Raw genomic sequence first — 21,296 nt, 5'->3', positions numbered from 1 at the left:
AATGCGCCAGACCAAGACCAGGATCACCCCCCTGTTGCTGTCCCTCCTGCTGGCCGGTGCCCCCGCGCTGGCGGCCGCCCAGACCGACACCTCACGCCTGGAATGGCGTGATGCCGGCCACCACCTGGTGGTCGATGCGCAGGATGGCATCGTGCGGGTCACCACCACCGAGCCGAGCACCTACTTTGGCCTGCGCAGCGGTGACCGGATCATCCGCGTGGGCGACCAGCAGGTGCGCAGGATCGCTGACCTGACCCACACCCTCGGCGGCAACAAGGGCTCCCGTGTGCCCGTCACGGTGCTGCGCAAGGGCAACCAGAAGACCGTCTACGTCGACAGCGCCGCCTGGAGCGAAGCGCTGGCGGTGGAAACCCCGGCCATTCCGCAGGCACCCCGCGCCGGCGGCTGAGGGCAGCCACGCCGGGCCATCTGCCTCTTGGCCCGGCGCTCCGGTACTCTTGATCCCACTTCCGGTCCTACGCTGCCGCATGCCCTCGATCCTGATCATTGACGACAACGCCAGCGTCGGCACCGCACTGAACGTGCTGTTCTCGCTGCACGACATCGACACCCTGCACGCGCTCTCGCCCGAGCAGGGCCTGGCCCTGCTGGAACAGCAGCCGGTGGACCTGGTGATCCAGGACATGAACTTCACCGAAGACACGACCTCCGGCGAAGAAGGCGAAGCACTGTTCCTGCAGATCCGTGCACGCCACCCGGACCTGCCGGTGATCCTGTTGACCGCCTGGACGCATCTGAGCAGCGCGGTCGATCTGGTCAAGGCCGGCGCCGCCGATTACCTGGCCAAGCCATGGGACGACCGCAAGCTGCTGATCACGGTCAACAACCTGCTGGAACTGTCTGAAACCCGCCGGGAACTCGATCGCCGCCGCGACCGTGAGCAACGCAACCGTTCTGCACTGGAAGCCCGCTACGATCTGCGCGGCGCAATCGTCGCCGATGCGGCCAGTGAGCGCGTGGTGAGCCTGGCCTGCCAGGTCGCACGCTCGGCGCTGCCGGTGCTGATCACCGGCCCGAATGGCGCGGGCAAGGAGAAGATCGCCGAGATCATCCAGGCCAATTCGCTGGTCGCCAAGGGCCCGTTCGTTGCCCTCAACTGCGGTGCGATTCCCTCCGAGCTGATCGAAGCCGAGCTGTTTGGTGCCGAAGCCGGTGCCTACACCGGCGCCAACAAGGCGCGCGAAGGCAAGTTCGAGGCCGCCGATGGCGGCACGCTGTTCCTGGACGAGATCGGCAATCTCTCCCCCAGCGGCCAGATGAAGCTGCTGCGCGTGCTCGAAACCGGTCGTTTCGAACGCTTGGGTTCCAACCGCGAGCGGCAGGTCAAAGTGCGCGTCATCAGCGCTACCAACGCCGACCTGCCGGCGATGATCCGCGACGGCCAGTTCCGCGAGGATCTGTACTACCGCCTCAATACCGTCGAGCTGGCGTTGCCACCGCTGGCCGAGCGCCCCGGCGACATCCTGCCGCTGGCCGAGCGCTTCCTGGACAGTGGCAAGCCGCTGTCCACGGCCGCGGCCACCGCGCTGCAGCGCCATCCGTGGCCGGGCAATGTCCGTGAACTGCGCAATGTGCTGCAACGCGCCGAACTGCTGTCCACCGGTCCGCGCATCGAGGTGGGTGATCTCAACCTGCCGCGCACTGCCGCGCCCCGTGCGGCCAGCCCGGTGGTGGATCCGGACCGCAGCCGGATCGAGAACGCGCTGGCCCACAACCACGGCATCATCGCGCAGACCGCCGCCGAACTCGGGCTCAGCCGCCAGGCGCTGTACCGGCGCATGGACCGTTACGGCATCCCGCGCGAATGAAGCGGCGTTCGTTCACCTTCCGGTTGTTCCTGCGCCTGCTGCCGGTGCTGGCGCTGGCCGCGGCATTCCCGTGGTACCTGGCATTCTGGCTGGACCACGGCTGGGCGGTGACGTTCATCTCGACGATCATCCTGTTGTCGCTGATGTGGTGGAGCCTGCGCCGTGCCACCGCGCCGATCCGCTCACTGCTGCGCGCCCTGTCCGGCACGACCAGCAGCTACCGCGATGGCGAGTACAACTTCGGCATCTACTGGCCCGCCAACGACGAGCTGGGCGATCTGGTCCAGGCCCATCGCGAGCTGGGCGATGTGCTGCGTGCGCAGCGTCAGGAGCTGGTCCAGCGCGAACTGCTGCTCGATACGATGGTGCAAAACACGCCGGTGTCGATGCTGCTGCTGTCGCACGGCGGCGATGGTGTGCAGCGGGTGGTGTTTTCCAACCTGGCCGCGCGCAAGCTGCTGCACAACGGCTGGAAGCTGGAAGGCCAGCGCATGCACGATGTCATGGAGACCATGCCGGTCGAACTACGCGACGCCATCGCCCGCGGTGGCGACAGCCTGTTCGCGGTGCGCGAAGAAGACGGCGATGAGGACGACGAACAGGTCTACCACCTGTCACGGCGCAACTTCCACCTCAATGGTCGCCCGCATGACCTGTTGTTGATCCGCCTGTTGACGGCGGAACTGCGCCGGCAGGAAGTGCAGACCTGGAAAAAGGTGATACGGGTGATCAGCCACGAGCTCAACAACTCGCTGGCCCCGATCGCGTCGCTGGCGCACTCCGGCGGCGAGCTGGTCCGGCGTGGCAAGGTCGAACGCCTGGAGGAGGTCTTTGCCACCGTCGAAGACCGCGCACGTCACCTCGAAGGCTTCATCCGCGGCTATGCGCGGTTCGCCAAGCTGCCGCAGCCGCAGCTGCAGACCGTGCAGTGGAATATGTTCCTCACCGGGCTGCAGCACCAGATTCCGTTCCGGATGGCGGAGATTCCAGACGACCTGCACAGCCGGGTGGACATCGCCCAGCTGGGCCAGGCACTGCTGAACCTGCTCAAGAACGCACACGAGGCGTGTGCCGACGCCGAACCGCCCACCGATGACGTGGAGGTGCGCCTGACCCGCCTGCCGCAGTGGTTGCGGTTGGAGGTGCTCGATCGCGGCAAGGGCATGAACGAGGCCGTGCTGCAGAACGCGCTGATGCCGTTCTATTCCACCAAGCGCAACGGGACCGGATTGGGACTGGCGCTGACCCGGGAGATCGTGGAAGCCCATGGTGGCCGGATCTCACTGCAGAACCGCCGCGAAGGCGGCCTGTGCGTCGCGATCTTCCTGCCCGCGGGTTGAGTCAAGCCGGCTTGCACGCCCGGTCGTGCCGGCCGCTGGCCGGCACCGTCGTGAACCCGGGATTGCCTGGTTGCCGGCCAGCGGCCGGCACTACTTCTTCGTGGGGCGCTTCCAGCCGTCGATGGTTTCCTGGCGGGCACGTGCGACGGTCAGCTTGTCCGCCGGTGCGCCGCGGGTGATCACCGAACCGGCTGCCACGGTAGCGCCCTCACCGATCACGACCGGCGCCACCAGCGAGCTGTTGGAGCCGATGAAGGCACGATCACCGATGGTGGTATGTGACTTGTTCACGCCGTCGTAGTTGCAGGTGATGGTGCCGGCGCCAATGTTGACCTTGCTGCCGATCACCGCATCGCCCAGATAGGTGAGGTGGTTGGCCTTGCTGCCCGCACCCAGCACGACCTTCTTGGTCTCCACGAAGTTGCCGACATGCGAACCTTCTGCCAGCACGGTGCCGGGACGCAGGCGGGCGAACGGACCAATCTCGGCCGCGCCCTCGCTGATCACGCCGTCCAGATCGCAGTGCGGCTTGACCACGGTGCCCGCCGCCAAGGTGACGTCCTTGAGCCGGGTGAATGCCCCGATGCTCACACCGTCGCCCAGCACCACGCGCCCTTCCAGAATCACGTTGACGTCGATCTGCACGTCGCTGCCGACCGTGACCGTGCCGCGGATATCCAGCCGCGACGGATCAAGCACGCGTGCGCCCTGTGCGCACAGCGCACGCACGTCACGCAGCTGCCAGGCGCGTTCGAGCTGCGCCAGCTGCCACGGATCGTTTGCGCCTTCGGCATCCTGCGGATCCTGCACGAAGGCCATCTCGGCCGGGGTGTAATCGCTGGCCGCCGCGGCAAAGATGTCGGTCAGGTAATACTCGCCCTGCGCGTTCGCATTGGAGAGCTGGGACAACCAACGGCGCAGTGCCGTGGATTCGGCGGTGATGATGCCGGTATTGATGGTGCGGATGCTGCGCTGCTCGTCGGTGGCGTCTTTCTGCTCGACGATCGCGCCGACCTTGCCCTCGGCATTGCGCACGATGCGGCCATAGCCGGTCGGATCAGCGACCTCGGCCACCAGCACGGCCAAGCGGCCCGGCTGCGACAGCAGGTGGCGCAGGGTTTCCCCGCGGATCAGCGGCACGTCGCCGTACAGCACCAGCACGGTCGCCGCATCCGGCACCTCCGGCATGGCCTGCAGCACCGCATGGCCGGTGCCCAGCTGCTGGCTCTGCTCGGCCCAGCGCAGGTCAGGCTGGTCAGCGAACGCCTGCCGCACGGCTTCGCCGCCATGGCCGTACACCACATGGATCGCTTCGGGCTGCAACTGGCGCGCGGTCTCGATCACGTGGGCAAGCATCGGGCGGCCGGCAATCGGCTGCAGCACCTTGGGCAGGGCCGACTTCATGCGCTTGCCGGCACCGGCGGCCAGGATGATCACGTGCAGGGGCTGGGTCATGGGCAGATCGGGTTCCGGGAAACGTTGAGGGGAATTCTAGTGCGCCGATCGTTAACATGTGGGATTGTCCGCCGCGAATCACTCATGAGCCTCCTCCGCCAGGGCAGCAGTTACCTCATCATCGGGTTGGTCCAGCTTGTCCTGGATTGGGCGGTGTTCGTCGGTGCGACCGCGCTGGGCATGCCGACGGTGCCGGGCAATCTGCTCGGGCGCGTGGCGGGCATGCTGTTGGGGTTCTGGCTCAACGGTCGCTACACGTTCGCGCACGAGGGCGCACATCGGCTCGGCTGGGCACGGTTCGCACGCTTCCTGCTGCTGTGGGCGGTGCTGACAGCGATCAGCACGCTGCTGGTGACGCTGGCCGCCGAGCATCTCGGCCTGCGCTATGCGTGGCTGGCCAAACCGCTGGTGGAGGGCGGCCTGGCCGCGGTGTCGTTCCTGCTGATGCGCACGTTGATCTTCCGCTGAGGCATCCGCCGCCGGCGGGCAAAAAAAACGCCGGCGAGCCGGCGTTTTCCCTTCGTGGATGGCGCCGTCGCGCCGCTCCACTCAGTGCTTGAGCGTCTTGCGCAGGCGTTCGAGCGCCTGCAGCTGGACCACGGCTTCGGCCAGCTTCTGCTGGGCTTCGGCCACTTCCATCGCTTCGCCACGATTGGCCAGGATGCGTTCGGCTTCTTCCTTGGCCTTGCGGACCGAGGCTTCATCGATGTCCTGGGCACGGATCGCGGTGTCGGCCAGCACGGTCACGACCTGCGGCTGCACCTCGAGGATGCCGCCGGAGATGGCGAAATCGAGCTGTTCGCCGTTCGGCGTGGTCACTACCACCTTGCCCGGCTTCAGGCGGGTGATCAGCGGGGCATGCTTGGGCGCGATGCCCAGCTCGCCCAGCTCGCCGGTGGCCACGACCAGGGTCGCTTCACCACGGAAGATTTCCTGCTCGGCGCTGACGATGTCGCAACGAATGGTGCTCATGTAACTCTCTTCGCTAGGGGGCGGGTTGAACCCACCGCAGGTGTTCCGCAGCGGTGGGCAGACGCCCACCCCGTGTCACGGTCGGGACGGACCGGAGTCCGCCCCTGCCGCATCAGGCCTTCTCGGCCATCTTCTTGGCCTTCTCGACCGCTTCTTCGATGCTGCCGACCATGTAGAACGCCTGTTCCGGCAGGTGGTCGTATTCGCCATCGACGATGGCCTTGAAGCCACGGATGGTGTCCTTCAACGACACGTACTTGCCCGGCGAACCGGTGAACACTTCGGCCACGTGGAACGGCTGGCTGAAGAAGCGCTCGATCTTACGGGCGCGGGTCACGGCCTGCTTGTCTTCTTCGGACAGTTCGTCCATGCCCAGGATCGCGATGATGTCCTTCAGTTCCTTGTACTTCTGCAAGGTCTGCTGGACGCGCTGGGCGGTGTCGTAATGCTCGTGGCCGATGACCAGCGGGTCCATCTGGCGGCTGGTCGAATCGAGCGGATCCACGGCCGGGTAGATACCCAGCGAGGCGATCGAACGCGACAGGGTCACGGTCGAATCCAAGTGGGCGAACGTGGTGGCCGGCGACGGATCGGTCAAGTCATCGGCGGGCACGTAGACGGCCTGGATCGAGGTGATCGAGCCATTCTTGGTCGAGGTGATGCGCTCCTGCAGGACGCCCATTTCCTCGGCCAGGGTCGGCTGGTAACCCACGGCCGACGGCATACGGCCCAGCAGTGCCGACACTTCGGTACCGGCCAGGGTGTAGCGGTAGATGTTGTCGACGAACAGCAGAACGTCCTTGCCCTTGCCGTTTTCGTCCTTCTCATCGCGGAAGTACTCGGCCATGGTCAGGCCGGTCAGCGCAACGCGCAGGCGGTTGCCCGGCGGCTCGTTCATCTGGCCGTACACCATCGCGACCTTGTCCAGGACGTTGGAGTCCTTCATCTCGTGGTAGAAGTCGTTGCCCTCACGGGTACGCTCACCCACGCCGGCGAACACGGACAGACCGCTGTGCGCCTTGGCGATGTTGTTGATCAGTTCCATCATGTTGACGGTCTTGCCGACGCCGGCGCCGCCGAACAGGCCGACCTTGCCGCCCTTGGCGAACGGGCACATCAGGTCGATGACCTTGATGCCGGTTTCCAGCAGCTCGGTGGCCGGGGACTGGTCTTCGTACGACGGCGCGGCACGATGGATTTCCCACGTGTCGCTGGCGGTGACCGGACCGGCTTCGTCGATCGGGCGACCCAGCACGTCCATGATGCGGCCCAGCGTACCCGCGCCGACCGGCACCGAGATGGCGCGTTCGGTGTTGGTGGCGACCAGGTTGCGCTTCAGGCCGTCGGTGGAGCCCAGCGCGATGCAGCGGACCACGCCGTCACCCAGCTGCTGCTGCACTTCCAGCGTGATTTCGGTGTTGTCCACCTTCAGCGCGTGGTACACCTTCGGCACCGACTCGCGGGGGAATTCGACGTCGACGACGGCGCCGATGATCTGAACGATCTTGCCCTGACTCATTGCTGCAATCCTCTAATGTGTGCTTTGACTGTGCGCGTCAGACTGCTGCCGCGCCGCCGACGATTTCGGAGATTTCCTGGGTGATCGCTGCCTGGCGGGCCTTGTTGTAGACCAGCTGCAGGGTTCCGATCAGCTTGTTCGCGTTGTCACTGGCCGACTTCATCGCCACCATGCGTGCCGCATGCTCGGAGGCCACGTTTTCCAGCACGGCCTGGTACACCAGCGACTCGACGTAACGCGTCATCACGTGCTCGAGCACGGTCGCGGCGTCGGGTTCGTACAGGTAGTCCCAGTCGTGATGCGCGACCTGCTTCTCAGCGGCCGGCAACGGCAGCAGCTGATCGAAGCTGGCCTTCTGCGTCATCGTGTTGATGAAGCGGTTGTAGACCAGGTACACGCGGTCGACCTTGCCCTCGGTGAAGGCATCGAGCATCACCTTGATCACGCCGATCAGCTGTTCCAGGTGCGGCACATCGCCCATGTGGGTGACGCTGCCGACCATGTTGACCTTGACCCGGCGGAAGAAGGTCGAGGCCTTCTGGCCGACGGTGACCACATCGATCTCGGCGCCCTTTTCCTGGTACTGGCGCACTTCGCCCAGCATCTTGCGGAACAGGTTGTTGTTCAGGCCACCGGCCAGGCCGCGGTCGGAGGAGATCACGATGTAACCGACCCGCTTGACCTCGTCACGCTGGACCAGGAACGGATGCTGGTAATCGGTGCTGGCCTGGGCCAGGTGACCGATCACCTGCTTCATCGCCTGCGCATACGGACGCGACGTCTTCATCCGCTCCTGCGCCTTGCGGATTTTGGAGGCCGAGACCATTTCGAGCGCGCGCGTCACCTTGCGGGTGTTCTGCACGCTCTTGATCTTGGTTTTGATTTCGCGTCCGCTTGCCATCTCTTATTCCCGTAGAGCGGAGGGGTGCCCCGCTTTGTCACAGTGAAGCGGGGCTGAGCCCCGCTCTACATGCGGCTTACCAGCTGCCGGTGGTCTTGAACTCGGTGATGCCCTTCTTGAAGGCAGCCTCGATATCGTTGTCCCAACCGCCGGTGGCGTTGACCTTTTCGATCAGCTCGCCCTGGGTATTGGCGAAGTGGGCATGCAGGCCTTCTTCCAGCGCCAGCAGCTTGCTGACCGGCACGTCGTCAAGGTAACCCTCGTTGACGGCGTAGATGGTCAGCGCCTGGTTGGCGATCGACATCGGCGCGTACTGCTTCTGCTTCATCAGCTCGGTGACGCGCTGACCGCGCTCGAGCTGCTTGCGGGTGGCTTCGTCCAGATCCGAAGCGAACTGCGCGAACGCAGCCAGCTCGCGGTACTGGGCCAGCGAGATACGGATGCCGCCGGACAGCTTCTTGATGATCTTGGTCTGGGCCGCACCACCGACGCGCGACACCGAGATACCGGCGTTCACGGCCGGGCGGATGCCGGAGTTGAACAGATCGGTTTCCAGGAAGATCTGGCCGTCGGTGATCGAGATCACGTTGGTCGGCACGAACGCCGAGACGTCACCGGCCTGGGTTTCGATGATCGGCAGCGCGGTGAGCGAGCCGGTCTTGCCCTTGACGGCGCCGTTGGTGAACTTTTCCACATACTCTTCGGACACGCGGGCAGCGCGCTCGAGCAGGCGGGAGTGCAGGTAGAACACGTCACCCGGGTAGGCTTCACGGCCCGGCGGACGCTTCAGCAGCAGCGAGATCTGGCGGTAGGCAACGGCCTGCTTGGACAGATCGTCGTACACGATCAGCGCGTCTTCGCCGCGGTCCATGAAGTACTCACCCATGGTGCAGCCCGAGTAGGCGCTGATGTACTGCATCGCGGCCGATTCGGACGCGGTCGCAGCGACCACCACGGTGTGCGCCAGGGCGCCGTTCTCTTCCAGCTTGCGCACGATGTTGGCGACGGTCGAGGCCTTCTGGCCGATCGCGACGTACACGCACTTGATGCCGGTCGCCTTCTGGTTGATCACCGCATCGATGGCCAGGGCGGTCTTGCCGGTCTGGCGGTCACCGATGACCAGCTCGCGCTGGCCACGGCCGATCGGGATCATGGAGTCGACCGACTTGTAACCGGTCTGCACCGGCTGGTCGACGGACTTGCGCCAGATCACGCCCGGGGCCACACGCTCCACCGGGGCGGACAGCTTGGCCGCGATCGGGCCCTTGCCGTCGATCGGTTCACCGAGCGCGTTGACCACGCGACCCAGCATTTCCGGACCCACCGGCACTTCCAGGATGCGACCGGTGGTCTTGGCCACGTCGCCTTCGCGCAGGTTCTGGTAATCACCCAGCACCACGGCGCCGACCGAGTCGCGCTCCAGGTTCAGGGCCAGGGCGAAGGTGTTGTTCGGCAGTTCGATCATTTCGCCCTGCATCACGTCGGCCAGACCGAAGATGCGCACGATGCCGTCGGACACGCTGGTCACGGTGCCTTCGTTGCGCGATTCCGCGGCCAGCTTGACCTTCTCGATGCGGTTCTTGATCAGTTCGCTGATTTCGGAGGGGTTGAGCGTGGTTGCCATCGTCAAGTCCTAGTGCCGGCGGTCACGCCGGACGTTAAATGAATTCAGTTAGCGAGCGCGGTCTGCAGGCGCGACAGCTTGCCCTTGAGCGAGCCATCGATGACCACATCGCCGGCGTCGATCACGGCACCGCCGATCAGCGACGCATCGACCGCGGTCGTCACGTCCACCTCGCGGCCGAAGCGCTTGCGCAGCGCGGCCTTGATGGCGTCCAGTTCGGCGCCGGACAGTGCCGAGGCCGAGGTCACGGTGGCCTTGACCACGTGTTCGGCTTCAGCGCGCAGCTGGTCGTACATGCCGGCGATTTCCGGCAGCAGCGGCAGACGGTGCGCGTCGGCCAGCACGGCCAGGAAGCGACCGAAGGTCTCGCTGGACGATTCCGGCACCAGCAACGCGACGGCGGCGTCGCGCTCCAGCTCCGGGTTCGACAGCAGGGCCGCCACGCGCGGGTCGGCAGCTACGTGGGCGGAGAACGCAAGCGCGTCCGACCACGGCGCGAACGTGCCTTCGTCGCGCGCGGTCGCGAACGCGGCGCGGGCATACGGGCGTGCAAGCGTGAGGGCCTGGCTCATCGATCAGATCTCCGATGCCAGCTCGTCGAGCAGCGCCTTGTGGGCGTTGGCGTCGATTTCGCGCTTGAGCAGCTTTTCGGCACCGCTCACGGCCAGCGCGGACACCTGCTTGCGCAGATCTTCACGGGCACGGTTGGCGGCAGCTTCGATCTCGGCGTAGGCCAGATCTTTCTGGCGGGTGGCTTCGACGATGGCTTCGTTCTTGGCAGCATCAACGATCTGGTTGGCGCGGGCGTGGGCCTGATCGATGATCTCGTTGGCCTTGGTGCGCGCATCCTTCAGGGCATCGTTGACCTTTTCCTGCGCCTGGGCCAGATCCTTCTGGCTGCGGTCAGCAGCGGCGAGGCCTTCAGCGATCTTCTGCTGACGCTCTTCGATGGCGTTCATCAACGGCGGCCAGATCTTGGTCGCGATGATCCAGATCAGACCGGCAAATGCCAGTCCCTGGGCAACGAGGGTAAAACCGATATCCATGGGGTTCGCTCAATCGGGGGTGACGGGGTGGATGGGCCGCCGTGGCGGCGCATCCGATCCTTCATCCGCGATCAGGCGCACAAGGCGCCTGATCGTTTCGCTGTTGCTGGATTAACCAGCAACCTGCGGCAGGCGTGCAACGAACTCGCCGATCATCGGGTTGGCGAAGGCCAGCAGCAGGCCGACGGCGACCGAGATGATGAACGCGGCGTCGATCAGGCCGGCGGTGATGAACATGCGGACCTGCAGAACCGGAATCAGTTCCGGCTGACGGGCAGCCGATTCCAGGAACTTACCGGCCATGATGGCCAGACCGAGACCGGCACCCAGCGCGGCCAGGCCGATCATGATGCCGACGGCGAGGACGGTGGAGCTCTGGACTTGGGCGAGGTTGGTCAGGACGGCGAAGTACATGGTTTTCTCCTGGAACTTTGAATAGCTAAGGGTTTAGAAACAAACGGATGAAGGGTGAAGCGAAAACTCAGTGAGCGTCTTCCGACAGGCTCAGGTACACGATGGACAACATCATGAAGATGAACGCCTGCAGCGGAATCACCAGCAGGTGGAACAGCATCCAGCCCAGGCCGAATGCACCGCCTGCGATGGCACCGGCGATACCCGCACCGCCCAGCACCCAGATCAGCAGGAAGACGATCTCGCCGCCGAACATGTTGCCGAACAGTCGCATCGCCAGCGAAATCGGCTTGCTCAGCCATTCGACGATGTTGAGGATCAGGTTGAACGGCATCATCCACTTGCCGAACGGCGCGGTCAGGAATTCCTTGGTGAAGCCACCCAGGCCCTTGGAACGCAGCGCGAAGAACAGCATCAGGAAGAACACGCTGATCGACATGCCCAGGGTGGCATTGACGTCGGCGGTCGGCACTGGCTTCCAATACGGCACGCCAAGCGCTTCCAGCGGCATGGCGATGAAGTCGGCCGGGATCATCTTGATGAGATTCATCATGAGGATCCAGAAGAACAGCGTGATCGCGATCGGGGTCACCAGCTTGCTGGTGCCGTGGTAAGTGTCCTTGGCCTGACGGTCAACGAACTCCAGGCAGATCTCGACGAACGCCTGCCACTTGCCCGGAACGCCGGCAGTCGCCTTGCGGGTTGCCATCCAGAAGCCAAACACCATCAACAAACCCATCAGGACCGAAGTCACAATGGTGTCGACGTGAATCGCCCAGAAACCACCTTCCTGCATATGGAACGTCAGGTTGTGCAGGTGATGTTGGATGTAGGAGGTGGGTGTCAGCGCCTCGCCTGCCATGTGTCCGGAACCTTGAGTTAAATAAATTGGATCAGCGCCTGGCCAGAGCCAGGACCTGGAACATCAACCCGACGGCGATACCGGCCAGCAGCGCCAATGCAGGCAGCTTGAAGACCAGGAACCCCACCATCAGGACGCCGAATACGAGCACCCACTTTGCCACCACCGCCAGGATCAGGCGGGTCATCGCCGATCCTGCCGCCTGCACACCGCCACCGAGCGCCATGCGCGCAGCAACCCAACCGGCTGCCGAGACTGCCACACCAGAGAGCAGCGCCCCCAGGGCGGCCTTCGGGCCTCCCCAGAACAGCAGGCCAAGAGCCAGGACAGCCACTGCAGCGAGCGGGTAAACCGCTGCGCGCAGCATCAGTCGCCGACCCGCGTCAACGGAGTTCAGCACGTGAATGTCCTGCATGGTTGTGAGTAGGAAAGGCCGAGGCCGCAAGCAAACGCCTCGTCGAGCCGCCAAATTATAGCAATGGGACAATTTGAGAGACAACCGCTGCCTGTTCATCCCGGATGTGGCCCCGCCGTTGGGGCCTCCTGCCCGCCTGTGCCACCTGCGGTCCAATCGGTTTGCGCGGGAGTGAGCCGATGCGGCAGTGCAGCATGTTGAACTTTGGCGACGACGACCGGTCACATCGATGAGCCTGCCGTTGAATCCTCGTCGGCGTCCCGCGAGCGGGCTGGTACAGGGTGGCCCCGAAGCCCTCTCCGGGGCCACCCTCTTTTTTCAGCGCTGGGGGTGTGATCACGAACCCGGCGTAGCCGACCCGTCGTTAACGGCGGTCCGAGCCGAAAACGGCCAGTGCGCGGACCTGCGGGTGTTCGGCGCGCATGAACGGTACACACAGCCTCCACCATACCTTCACGAATGGTGGACGTCGCAGTGGGCAATGTGACGCCACATCACTAGAACCACCGCAAGGACCCCCGATGCGCCCGATGCTCTCCCTGCTTGCCGTGCCAGTTGCTCTGGCCGCACTCTCCTATGCCGCTCCGTCCCACGCTGCCGAAGGCGATGACCGCTTCGCGCTGCGTCTGGGTGCGATGCAGATCGATTCGGACAACACGATCCGCGGCAACACCAACATCGCGGGCCAGGACGTTGGCTTCTCCGAAGATTTCGGCCTCGGCGGCAAGGAATGGGAGCCGCGCATTGACGGCATGTTCCGCATCAGCAACCGCCAGCGCCTGCTGTTCAACTACTTCAAGTACGACAAGGATCGCCGCGAGACGCTCGATCAGGGCGTGAGCTTCGGTGACACCAACGTGCCGGCCGGCAGCTTCATCAAGGGTGAGCTGAAGTATCAGGTCGCCAGCCTGGTGTACGACTACTCCGTCGTGGACACTGAGAAGTTCGACCTCGGCCTGCAGCTCGGTGCCGAGTACGCCAAGGTCAGCACCAAGGCGTACGCCGACGTGGGTGATCTGTACCAGGGGGAGTTCCTGGACGAGAAGGCCGACGGCGTGGCGCCGGTGGTCGGTGCCCGCCTGAGCTTCAATCCGTCCGAGAAGTGGATGATCACGCTGCAGGGTCAGTACCTGAACACCAAGTGGGGCAACTTCGACGATTACGACGGCGATCTGAGCCGTGCCAATGCGATCGTCGATTACCGCTTCACCAAGAACTTCGGCGTGTTCGCCGGCTACGACTGGTTCAAGCTGGACGTGGACCAGAGCGGCAGCGATGGCACGATCGGTCTGAAGCAGGAGTTCAAGGGTCCGGTGGCTGGCGTCAGCTTCGTCTTCTAAGCCCTTCGCACTACCCCTCTCCAAGCGCGGCCTCCGATGTGATCGGGGGCCGCGTTTTTTGTGCGCTTAGGGTTTAAGGGCGGCTTGGTCGAGTGGCGGGCACGGACACCCTGTCGTGCGAATGTCCCCCGGCGACGGCCTGCGGCCGTCACCTCCTCCTTGATTTCGCCCCACAGGGTATCCATGCCCGCCTCGACAAATTCCGGTGGTGGTCTGCAGGAGAGCGTTAGGCGCACGCTGCGCAGGCCGGGGGCCGCCGCGGCCGGTAGGCCGTTGGGCAAAATCAAGGAGGAGGCAGCCGCCACCAAGCGGATGCCGGAGGACATTTGCCGAACGGCCTACCGGTCGCGGCGGGCCCCGGCCTGCGCAGCGAAGCGATCCCAAGAGATGCTGTTTCGCCAGCCTCAGCTTCAGCTTCAGCAACAAAAAACCCCGGCTTTCACCGGGGTTCTTCGTTGAGCTGGAGCCACCACCAACGGCGGTGATCGACCAATTACTTCTTCTTCGGCATGTACAGATCGGTGATCGTGCCGTCGTAGATTTCCGCCGCCATCGCCACCGATTCGCTCAGCGTCGGATGGGCGTGGATGGTGTGGCCGATGTCTTCGGCCTCCGCACCCATCTCGATCGCCAGGCCGATCTCGGCCAGCAGGTCACCGGCATGCACGCCGACGATCGCACCACCAATGATGCGATGGGTCTCTTCGTCGAAGATCAGCTTGGTGAAGCCTTCGGTACGGCCGATGCCGATCGCGCGGCCGCTGGCGGCCCACGGGAACTTGGCCACGCCGACCTTCAGGCCCTTGGCCTTGGCTTCGGTTTCGGTCACGCCGACCCACGCGATTTCCGGATTGGTGTAGGCCACCGACGGAATCACACGCGCCACCCATTCCTTCTTCTCGCCGGCAGCCACTTCCGCGGCCAGCTTGCCCTCGTGCGTGGCCTTGTGGGCCAGCATCGGGTTGCCGACGATGTCGCCGATCGCAAAGATGTGCGGCACGTTGGTGCGCATCTGGCGGTCGGCCGGGATGAAGCCACGGTCGGTGACCTGCACGCCGGCCTTCTCGGCATCGATCTTCTTGCCGTTCGGCGAGCGGCCCACCGCGACCAGCACGCGGTCGAAGGTGCTGGCGTCCAGACCCGGCTTCTCGCCTTCCACCGCGGCTTCGAAGGACACGGTGATGCCGGCCTTGTCGGCCTTGACGTCGGTCGCCTTGGTCTTCAGGTGGACCTCGACGCCCTGCTTCTTCAGGCGATCTGCCAGCGGCTTGACCAGGTCCTTGTCGGCGCCCGGCATCAGCTGGTCCATGAACTCGACCACGGTCACCTTGCTGCCCAGCGCCGCGTACACCGTCGCCATTTCCAGGCCGATGATGCCGCCACCGACCACCAGCAGCGAACCCGGCACGTCGGCCAGCTCCAGCGCATCGGTGGAATCCATGACGCGCTTGTCGTCCCACGGGAAGTTCGGCAGCTTCACCGCCTGCGAACCGGCGGCGATGATGCACTGCTCGAAGCGCAGCAGCTGGGTCTTGCCGTCGTCGCCGACGATTTCCAGCTCGTTGGCCGAGACGAACCTGGCCAGGCCCTGCACGGTGCGCACCTTGCGCTGCTTGGCCATGCCGGCCAGGCCCTTGGTCAGCTGGGTGACCACCTTTTCCTTGTAGCCGCGCAGCTTGTCCAGGGTGATGGTCGGCTTGCCGAACTCCACGCCGAACTCACCGGCGTGGGCGACTTCATCGATCACCGCGGCGGCATGCAGCAGCGCCTTGGACGGGATGCAGCCCACGTTGAGGCAGACGCCGCCGAGGCTGGCGTAGCGCTCGATCAGCACGGTATCCACACCCAGATCGGCCGAACGGAAGGCGGCGGTGTAACCGCCCGGGCCTGCGCCCAGCACCACCATCCTGCATTCGATATCGGCCGGCTTGCCCGAGGACAACGCCGGCTGCGGCGCGGCCGGTTCGGCCGGGGCGCGGTGCGACGGGGTCACCGGCGGCTTGCTGGCCGGGGCGGCCTCGGCCTTGGGTGCTTCGGCCTTGGCCGGCGCAGCCGGTGCGGCAGCCTCGCCTTCGGCCTCCAGCAGCAGCACGACGTCGCCTTCGGAGAGGTTGTCGCCGAGCTTGACCTTGATTTCCTTGACCACACCGGCGGCCGAGGACGGCACTTCCAGCGTTGCCTTGTCCGATTCCAGCGTGACCAGACCCTGGTCCTTCTTCACCGTGTCACCCACGGCGACCAGCAGTTCGATCACCGGGACACCGCTGTAATCGCCGATGTCGGGAACCTTGATTTCAATTGCGGCCATTCGTGTTCTCCTGGTGCTCAGCCGGCCTTGCCGCCGAGCAGTTGCTGCAGTTCGTCGAGCGACTCGTCCAGATCTTTCCAGCGACGGTCGAGCTTCTTTTCCTTGGTGTCGCTGGCTTCGATCAGCAGCGCCACCTGTTTCATCATCAGCCGGCCCGCACCGCACTCCGGCCGGGTGCCGCTGTATCGCTGGCCATCCACGGTGAAGGACAGCACGTCACCCTCCAGCACCGGCGCCTTGCGGTCGCCCGGTACCTGCGCGGCCAATGCGGCCTGCCAGCTGTGCAGCAAACGCTGCGCCAACAGCGCCGGGATGCTGACCTGGTACTGGTCCGGTTCCTGGTCCACGCGCAGTTCCACGCCGCCCTGGCGGGCACCGCTGTTCCAGGTGTAGACGCGCTTGTCGGCCCGGCTGTAGCGCAGGGTCCACTCCTGGTCCTGGGTACCGGGCAGCAACGCCACTCCGGTCTCCACGCCACTCTTGGGCAGGCTGACCAGCGACAGCGCCGGCTGCGCCTTGCCGTCGAACAGGGTTTCCACTGCCTGGCCATAGTTGCCGACCGCCGGTGGCCAGCCATGACCCAGGTCGGACGCGCATTCGCGCCCGCCCGCCTGCGCCATCGGCAGCGCCATCAGCAGCCCGGCCAGGACCAGGCCCTGCTTCACAGCAGGACGCGCCGCATGTCGGCCAGCACCTGCGAGAGGTAGGTGGTGAAGCGGGCGGCCAGTGCGCCGTCGATGACGCGGTGGTCATAGCTCAGCGACAGCGGCAGCATCAGCTTCGGAGCGAACTCCTTGCCATTCCAGACCGGCTGGATCGACGACTTGGACACGCCCAGGATGGCCACTTCCGGCGCATTGACGATCGGAGTGAACGCGGTGCCGCCGATGCCGCCCAGCGAGCTGATCGAGAAGCAGCCACCGCTCATGTCGGCCGGGCCGAGCTTGCCGTCGCGCGCCTTCTTGGCCAGTTCGCCGGATTCCTGCGCGATCTGCACCACACCCTTCTTGTCGACGTCGCGGATCACCGGGACGACCAGGCCGCTCGGCGTATCGGCCGCGAAACCGATGTTGAAGTACTTCTTCAGGGTCAGGTTCTCGCCGCTGGCATCCAGCGACGCGTTGAACTCCGGGAACTTCTTCAGCGCCGCGGCGCTGGCCTTGACCAGGAAGGCGAGCATGGTCAGCTTGATGCCGGCCTTCTCGTTTTCCTTGTTCAGCGCCACGCGGAGGGCTTCCAGCTCGGTGATGTCGGCCTGCTCGAACTGGGTGACATGCGGAATCATCGCCCAGTTGCGGGCCAGGTTCGCGCCGGAGATCTTCTTGATCCGGGACAGCGGCTGGACCTCGACCTCACCGAACTTGCTGAAGTCGACCTTCGGCCAGGCCAGCAGGTTCAGACCGCCACCGGCCGCCACGGTACCGCCGGTGGCAGCGCCGCCGCCGGCCAGGGCCGACTTCACGAACTTCTGCACGTCGGACTTGGTGATGCGGCCACCCTTCTCGGTGCCGCTCAGCTGGTTCAGGTCCACGCCCAGCTCGCGGGCGAACACGCGCACGGCCGGCGAAGCGTAGGGCACCTTCTGCGGCAGCACGCTGTCGGCGTTGAAGGCCACCGGCGGGCTGGTCGGCGAGCCACCCGACGGGGCAGCGGCGGCCGGGGCCGGCTGGGTCGGCTTGGCGGCGGACTGCTCGATATCACGGGCGGCCAGCTTGTCCGGCTCGGCCGGGGTGGCGACCGGCTCGACCTTGGTCGCGGTCTCGGCGGCTTCGGCCTTGGCAGCAGGGGCAGCCGGGGCAGCAGCAGCGGCCGGCGCCGCGGCGGCTTCGCTGACTTCGATCAGGGCCACAAGCTTGCCCTCGGAGAGGTTGTCGCCGATCTTGACCTTGATTTCCTTGACGATACCGGCCACCGAGGACGGCACTTCCATCGTGGCCTTGTCCGATTCCAGCGTCACCAGACCCTGGTCTTTCTTGACGGTATCTCCAACGGCGACCAGCACCTCGATTACCGGGATATCGCTGTAGTCACCGATATCGGGGACAAGTGCTTCCTTGATTTCGGCCATGGGGAAAACTCCGGCAATCTGGTGTAGGGAATCGCCTATTGTGGGGGCTTCGCGCGCCAGCGCCAACCAGCTTGGCGAATTTTCAGCGCCGCTGTCCCGGGACAGGCTGTTGCAGGCATCTGCTTTGGCCGGATTGGGCTTGGCACAGTGCAAAGCGGAATTTTCCAGTCGGTACCGTATTGTCCAGCGCTGTCCCCGCCTCAGCGCCGGATGGCATCGGCCAGCGGTTGCCATGCCTCCACCAGCCCGGGCAACGGCCAGGCCGCGTTGGCCGGGCTGGTGGAAGGCAGCGACCAGACCGGCACCTCGCGCGCCGCATCGAGCAGCGCCGGCACGATGAAACGCTGGAACGCCCGGTACGCGGTGCCGCCATTGCAGGCGATCGCGCGCAGCGCAGGCAATCCGTCGATCAGTGCCCCAAGCGCATTGGGCACTTCACTGCCGCGCACGATCGACGCATCCAGGCTGCCGCGTCGCTCACACTGCCCGATCACATCCCACACGCCCACACCGCGCGCGTTCAATGCACGCACGCGATCCGGATAAGGAAGCGTCGCGTCGATTCCGCACAGCACGCCCATCAGCGGCCAGAAACGATTGCGCGGATGGGCGTAGTACTGCGCCGCCTGCAGTGATGCGACACCTGGCATCGAACCGAGTACCAGCACGCGGCAGTCGACGTTCAGCTGCGCAGGGAAGCCGATGCACGTTGTCGTTTTCATCACACCATCGCCAGATGCATGAATGTCAGGAGTTGCATGATCGCCTGTAAATACAGCGGTTTTGCACTGATCGCTGAATGGAAACAACTAAATTTTAACGTGCGTCGGACGCGATTCAGATTGCGGGGACTACGGTTGCCTCGCCCCACAACACCGGGGCCCAGAACAAAAACATCCTGAGGAGATTCCCCCATGCGCTCCATCCGTACCCTGACCCTGGCTACCCTGACTGCACTTGCTTTTGCGCCGGCTGCTTTCGCGCAGGACAGCACTGTTGATACCGCTTCTGGCAAGCACTTCGCCGTCGTCGGCGGCGTCTCGCTGCTGCAGCCGAAGAACGATCCGCTCGATGGCGTGCGCAAGGTGGACGGCGGCCCGGCCCCGACCCTGAGCTTCAGCTACTACATCAACGACAACTGGGCCGTGGAACTGTGGGGCGCAGCCGACAAGTTCGATCACCGCGTGCGCGGCACCGATGGCGCCCGCCTGGGCACGGTCGAGCAGCAGCCGATCGCGTTGAGCGGCCAGTACCACTTCGGCCAGGCCGACAACGTGTTCCGTCCGTTCGTGGGCGCCGGTTACTACGAGTCCAACTTCAGCAATGAAGACCTCGCCAGCGACATCGGCCACATCGGCGTCAAGACCGCCAAGGGCGCGATCGGCACCGTCGGCGTGGACATGAACATCAACAGCACCTGGTTCGCCCGTGCCGATGCCCGCTACATGCATTCGCGCCCGGAGCTGACCGTCAACGGTGAAGGCACCGGCGACAAGGCCAAGCTGGATCCGTGGACCGTGGGCTTCGGCATCGGCGCGCGCTTCTAAGCACGCCGTTCCGCTTCCACGCAGTACGCACAACGGGCCCCTCGCGGGCCCGTTGTCGTTGTGGGGCCCGCCACTTTCATCGGGCGTTGCCGGCCGGTGGCCGACACTGGGGTGACGATGGACCCGACCGGTCCGCCCCGGGGAGCCGATGAGCGAATCCTTCGACGTGCTGGTGGTGGGCGGGGGCATCAACGGCGCCGGCATCGCCCGCGACGCAGCAGGACGCGGCCTGTCGGTCTGCCTGTGCGAGCAGGATGACCTGGCCGCGCACACTTCCAGCGCCAGCACCAAGCTGATCCATGGCTGCCTGCGCTACCTGCAGCAGGGCGAGTTCGCGCTGGTGCGCAAGGCGCTCAACGAGCGCGAAACGCTGCGCCGGCTTGCACCGCATCTGATCGCCCCGACCCGCTTCGTGCTGCCGCATGCGCGCCACCTGCGCCCGGCCTGGATGCTTCGCGCAGGATTGTGGCTCTACGACCACCTTGGCCACACCAATCCCCATTTCCCGCGCTCGCAGCGCATCGACCTGCAGCGCGATCGGAGCGGCACTGCATTGCAGCCCGCCTACCGGACCGGCTTCACCTACGCCGATGCACGCGTCAACGATGCCCGGCTGGTGGTGCTCAACGCGCTCGATGCGCATGAGCGCGGCGCCGACATCCGCACACGCACCCGCTGCGAACAATTGATCCGCCACCACGATCACTGGTGGGCCGTACTTCGCACCGCCAACGGCGACGTGCAGCGCATCCGCGCCCGCTGCGTGGTCAATGCCAGTGGGCCGTGGGCCGGTGCCGTGCTGGAACGGGCCGGACTCGATGCGCCGTTGGGAGTGCGACTGGTGCAGGGCAGCCACCTGGTGGTGCCGCGCCTGTTCGCCCATGACAGTGCGTACCTGTTCCAGCAACCCGACCAGCGGGTGGTGTTCGCGATTCCGTTCGAGCAGGACTTCACCCTGATCGGCACCACCGATACCGACTACGACGGCGACCCGGCGCAGGTGCAGCCCCGCGCCGACGAACAGACCTACCTGCTCGAGGCGGTGAACCGGTTTGTGCGCGTTCCGGTACGCGCCGAGGACATCGTCTGGCGCTACAGCGGGGTGCGCCCCCTGTTGGCCGATCATCACCGCGATGCATCGCGGGTCACGCGCGACTACCGGCTGGAGCTGGATACGGCTGGCGCGCCGCTGCTGAGCGTGCTGGGCGGCAAGCTCACCACCTACCGCGCACTGGCCGAGGACGCGCTGGGGCGGCTCTCACCTGCGCTGCCGGAGATGGGCGCGGCGTGGACCGCCGGTGGACCGCCGTTGCCGGGGGGCGATGGCGGCACGGCCGCTGAAGTGGCCGAGGCGCTGCAGCGTGACCACCCTCGCCTGCCCCCTGCCCTGCTGCAGCGTCTGGCCAGCAGCTACGGCACCCGTGCGGTCGGGCTGCTCGCCGGCGCACAGACACTCGACGCGCTTGGCCAGGACCACGGCGGCGGCCTCTACGACCGCGAACTGGACTACCTCATCGCGCACGAATGGGCCCGCACCGCCGACGACGTGCTGTGGCGCCGCAGCCACCTGGGCTTGCGCGTGGACGCGGCACAACGAGAAGCGCTGGCCACCACCCTGCAGGCGCGTGTTTCGATGCCGTAGGCTGTACGCCTGTC

Annotated in this window: 21 protein-coding genes; 7 read left to right on the top strand and 14 right to left on the bottom strand. The window is 65.5% G+C overall.

Features of this window, described 5'->3' with window-relative positions; all coding sequences use genetic code 11:
* Position 1: 1 nt before the first annotated feature.
* From K4043_RS07905 to K4043_RS07895, 3 genes are all read left to right on the top strand, one after another.
* Complete coding sequence (locus K4043_RS07905; protein WP_265308854.1) at positions 2–409, top strand: PDZ domain-containing protein; 408 nt, start codon at positions 2–4, stop codon at positions 407–409.
* A gap of 79 nt (positions 410–488) precedes the next feature.
* Positions 489–1,829: a sigma-54 dependent transcriptional regulator gene (locus tag K4043_RS07900; protein ID WP_265308853.1), complete on the top strand. Its 1,341-nt coding sequence runs from the start codon at positions 489–491 to the stop codon at positions 1,827–1,829.
* Positions 1,826–3,169 (top strand): ATP-binding protein, encoded by a 1,344-nt coding sequence (locus K4043_RS07895; RefSeq protein WP_265308852.1) that lies wholly within the window; start codon positions 1,826–1,828, stop codon positions 3,167–3,169. The genes K4043_RS07900 and K4043_RS07895 overlap by 4 nt, the downstream gene beginning before the upstream one ends.
* A 90-nt stretch (positions 3,170–3,259) precedes the next feature.
* Here K4043_RS07895 and glmU read toward each other — a convergent pair whose 3' ends face one another.
* On the bottom strand, positions 3,260–4,624 hold the full coding sequence (glmU, locus tag K4043_RS07890; RefSeq protein WP_265308851.1) for a bifunctional UDP-N-acetylglucosamine diphosphorylase/glucosamine-1-phosphate N-acetyltransferase GlmU: 1,365 nt from the start codon (positions 4,622–4,624) through the stop codon (positions 3,260–3,262).
* Positions 4,625–4,708: 84 nt separating this feature from the next.
* On the opposite strand from glmU, the gene K4043_RS07885 reads away from it, so the two are divergent.
* Positions 4,709–5,092: a GtrA family protein gene (locus K4043_RS07885; protein ID WP_123730110.1), complete on the top strand. Its 384-nt coding sequence runs from the start codon at positions 4,709–4,711 to the stop codon at positions 5,090–5,092.
* Positions 5,093–5,173: 81 nt separating this feature from the next.
* Here the strand turns inward: K4043_RS07885 and K4043_RS07880 are convergent, their stop codons facing one another.
* From K4043_RS07880 to K4043_RS07840, 9 genes are all read right to left on the bottom strand, one after another.
* Complete coding sequence (locus tag K4043_RS07880) at positions 5,174–5,596, bottom strand: F0F1 ATP synthase subunit epsilon (protein WP_005411127.1); 423 nt, start codon at positions 5,594–5,596, stop codon at positions 5,174–5,176.
* Between the two features lie 112 nt (positions 5,597–5,708).
* Positions 5,709–7,115: a F0F1 ATP synthase subunit beta gene (atpD, locus tag K4043_RS07875; protein WP_121040078.1), complete on the bottom strand. Its 1,407-nt coding sequence runs from the start codon at positions 7,113–7,115 to the stop codon at positions 5,709–5,711.
* A 37-nt stretch (positions 7,116–7,152) separates the two neighbouring features.
* Complete coding sequence (atpG, locus tag K4043_RS07870; RefSeq protein WP_123730109.1) at positions 7,153–8,016, bottom strand: F0F1 ATP synthase subunit gamma; 864 nt, start codon at positions 8,014–8,016, stop codon at positions 7,153–7,155.
* A 76-nt stretch (positions 8,017–8,092) separates the two neighbouring features.
* Positions 8,093–9,640 carry a F0F1 ATP synthase subunit alpha gene (atpA, locus tag K4043_RS07865; protein ID WP_123730108.1) on the bottom strand — a complete coding sequence of 516 codons (1,548 nt, stop codon included), beginning with the start codon at positions 9,638–9,640 and terminating at the stop codon, positions 8,093–8,095.
* Positions 9,641–9,684: 44 nt separating this feature from the next.
* Positions 9,685–10,212 (bottom strand): F0F1 ATP synthase subunit delta, encoded by a 528-nt coding sequence (locus tag K4043_RS07860; protein ID WP_259259006.1) that lies wholly within the window; start codon positions 10,210–10,212, stop codon positions 9,685–9,687.
* A gap of 3 nt (positions 10,213–10,215) precedes the next feature.
* Entirely contained in the window at positions 10,216–10,686 is a 471-nt protein-coding gene (locus K4043_RS07855; protein ID WP_123730106.1) for a F0F1 ATP synthase subunit B, read from the bottom strand.
* A gap of 111 nt (positions 10,687–10,797) precedes the next feature.
* Positions 10,798–11,100, bottom strand: a complete 303-nt coding sequence (gene atpE / locus K4043_RS07850) for a F0F1 ATP synthase subunit C (RefSeq protein WP_017354883.1) — start codon at positions 11,098–11,100, stop codon at positions 10,798–10,800.
* Between the two features lie 67 nt (positions 11,101–11,167).
* Positions 11,168–11,962, bottom strand: coding sequence for a F0F1 ATP synthase subunit A (atpB, locus tag K4043_RS07845; RefSeq protein ID WP_046273137.1), 795 nt, complete (start codon positions 11,960–11,962; stop codon positions 11,168–11,170).
* Positions 11,963–11,993: 31 nt separating this feature from the next.
* Positions 11,994–12,362 (bottom strand): hypothetical protein, encoded by a 369-nt coding sequence (locus tag K4043_RS07840; protein ID WP_184997288.1) that lies wholly within the window; start codon positions 12,360–12,362, stop codon positions 11,994–11,996.
* 536 nt (positions 12,363–12,898) lie between these two features.
* Here K4043_RS07840 and K4043_RS07835 point away from each other — a divergent pair.
* Complete coding sequence (locus tag K4043_RS07835; protein WP_123730103.1) at positions 12,899–13,717, top strand: hypothetical protein; 819 nt, start codon at positions 12,899–12,901, stop codon at positions 13,715–13,717.
* A gap of 493 nt (positions 13,718–14,210) precedes the next feature.
* On the opposite strand, the gene lpdA is transcribed toward K4043_RS07835, so the two are convergent.
* The 4 genes from lpdA to K4043_RS07815 form a co-directional block, all read right to left on the bottom strand.
* Positions 14,211–16,025, bottom strand: a complete 1,815-nt coding sequence (gene lpdA / locus K4043_RS07830; protein WP_265308849.1) for a dihydrolipoyl dehydrogenase — start codon at positions 16,023–16,025, stop codon at positions 14,211–14,213.
* A gap of 17 nt (positions 16,026–16,042) precedes the next feature.
* Positions 16,043–16,657, bottom strand: a complete 615-nt coding sequence (locus K4043_RS07825; RefSeq protein WP_321160137.1) for a hypothetical protein — start codon at positions 16,655–16,657, stop codon at positions 16,043–16,045.
* A 29-nt stretch (positions 16,658–16,686) separates the two neighbouring features.
* Positions 16,687–18,093: a dihydrolipoyllysine-residue acetyltransferase gene (aceF, locus tag K4043_RS07820; protein ID WP_265308846.1), complete on the bottom strand. Its 1,407-nt coding sequence runs from the start codon at positions 18,091–18,093 to the stop codon at positions 16,687–16,689.
* A 200-nt stretch (positions 18,094–18,293) separates the two neighbouring features.
* A complete protein-coding gene (locus K4043_RS07815) occupies positions 18,294–18,815 on the bottom strand; it encodes a DNA-deoxyinosine glycosylase (protein WP_265308844.1) in 522 nt (173 codons plus the stop codon).
* A 192-nt stretch (positions 18,816–19,007) separates the two neighbouring features.
* Here K4043_RS07815 and K4043_RS07810 point away from each other — a divergent pair, with 192 nt between their 5' ends.
* Together K4043_RS07810 and glpD are read left to right on the top strand one after the other, a co-directional pair.
* Positions 19,008–19,640, top strand: a complete 633-nt coding sequence (locus K4043_RS07810) for an OmpW family outer membrane protein (RefSeq protein ID WP_019183623.1) — start codon at positions 19,008–19,010, stop codon at positions 19,638–19,640.
* Positions 19,641–19,788: 148 nt separating this feature from the next.
* Positions 19,789–21,282 (top strand): glycerol-3-phosphate dehydrogenase, encoded by a 1,494-nt coding sequence (glpD, locus tag K4043_RS07805; protein ID WP_265308843.1) that lies wholly within the window; start codon positions 19,789–19,791, stop codon positions 21,280–21,282.
* The last annotated feature ends 14 nt before the right edge of the window (positions 21,283–21,296 follow it).

This window comes from Stenotrophomonas sp. SRS1 (assembly GCF_026130205.1).
Classification (GTDB): Bacteria; Pseudomonadota; Gammaproteobacteria; order Xanthomonadales; family Xanthomonadaceae; genus Stenotrophomonas; species Stenotrophomonas rhizophila_B.
This window is presented reverse-complemented; position numbering and strand designations above follow the sequence as displayed.

Coding starts and splice junctions, on each gene's coding strand:
- K4043_RS07885 (WP_123730110.1), top strand. CDS start 4,709: ATGAGCCTCCTCCGCCAGGGCAGCAGTTACCTCATCATCGGGTTGGTC.
- K4043_RS07810 (WP_019183623.1), top strand. CDS start 19,008: ATGCGCTCCATCCGTACCCTGACCCTGGCTACCCTGACTGCACTTGCT.
- glmU (WP_265308851.1), bottom strand. CDS start 4,624: ATGACCCAGCCCCTGCACGTGATCATCCTGGCCGCCGGTGCCGGCAAG.
- atpD (WP_121040078.1), bottom strand. CDS start 7,115: ATGAGTCAGGGCAAGATCGTTCAGATCATCGGCGCCGTCGTCGACGTC.
- K4043_RS07895 (WP_265308852.1), top strand. CDS start 1,826: ATGAAGCGGCGTTCGTTCACCTTCCGGTTGTTCCTGCGCCTGCTGCCG.
- K4043_RS07815 (WP_265308844.1), bottom strand. CDS start 18,815: ATGAAAACGACAACGTGCATCGGCTTCCCTGCGCAGCTGAACGTCGAC.
- K4043_RS07825 (WP_321160137.1), bottom strand. CDS start 16,657: ATGGCGCTGCCGATGGCGCAGGCGGGCGGGCGCGAATGCGCGTCCGAC.
- aceF (WP_265308846.1), bottom strand. CDS start 18,093: ATGGCCGAAATCAAGGAAGCACTTGTCCCCGATATCGGTGACTACAGC.
- K4043_RS07900 (WP_265308853.1), top strand. CDS start 489: ATGCCCTCGATCCTGATCATTGACGACAACGCCAGCGTCGGCACCGCA.
- atpE (WP_017354883.1), bottom strand. CDS start 11,100: ATGTACTTCGCCGTCCTGACCAACCTCGCCCAAGTCCAGAGCTCCACC.
- lpdA (WP_265308849.1), bottom strand. CDS start 16,025: ATGGCCGCAATTGAAATCAAGGTTCCCGACATCGGCGATTACAGCGGT.
- K4043_RS07860 (WP_259259006.1), bottom strand. CDS start 10,212: ATGAGCCAGGCCCTCACGCTTGCACGCCCGTATGCCCGCGCCGCGTTC.
- atpB (WP_046273137.1), bottom strand. CDS start 11,962: ATGGCAGGCGAGGCGCTGACACCCACCTCCTACATCCAACATCACCTG.
- K4043_RS07835 (WP_123730103.1), top strand. CDS start 12,899: ATGCGCCCGATGCTCTCCCTGCTTGCCGTGCCAGTTGCTCTGGCCGCA.
- atpA (WP_123730108.1), bottom strand. CDS start 9,640: ATGGCAACCACGCTCAACCCCTCCGAAATCAGCGAACTGATCAAGAAC.
- K4043_RS07855 (WP_123730106.1), bottom strand. CDS start 10,686: ATGGATATCGGTTTTACCCTCGTTGCCCAGGGACTGGCATTTGCCGGT.
- K4043_RS07905 (WP_265308854.1), top strand. CDS start 2: ATGCGCCAGACCAAGACCAGGATCACCCCCCTGTTGCTGTCCCTCCTG.
- atpG (WP_123730109.1), bottom strand. CDS start 8,016: ATGGCAAGCGGACGCGAAATCAAAACCAAGATCAAGAGCGTGCAGAAC.
- K4043_RS07880 (WP_005411127.1), bottom strand. CDS start 5,596: ATGAGCACCATTCGTTGCGACATCGTCAGCGCCGAGCAGGAAATCTTC.
- glpD (WP_265308843.1), top strand. CDS start 19,789: ATGAGCGAATCCTTCGACGTGCTGGTGGTGGGCGGGGGCATCAACGGC.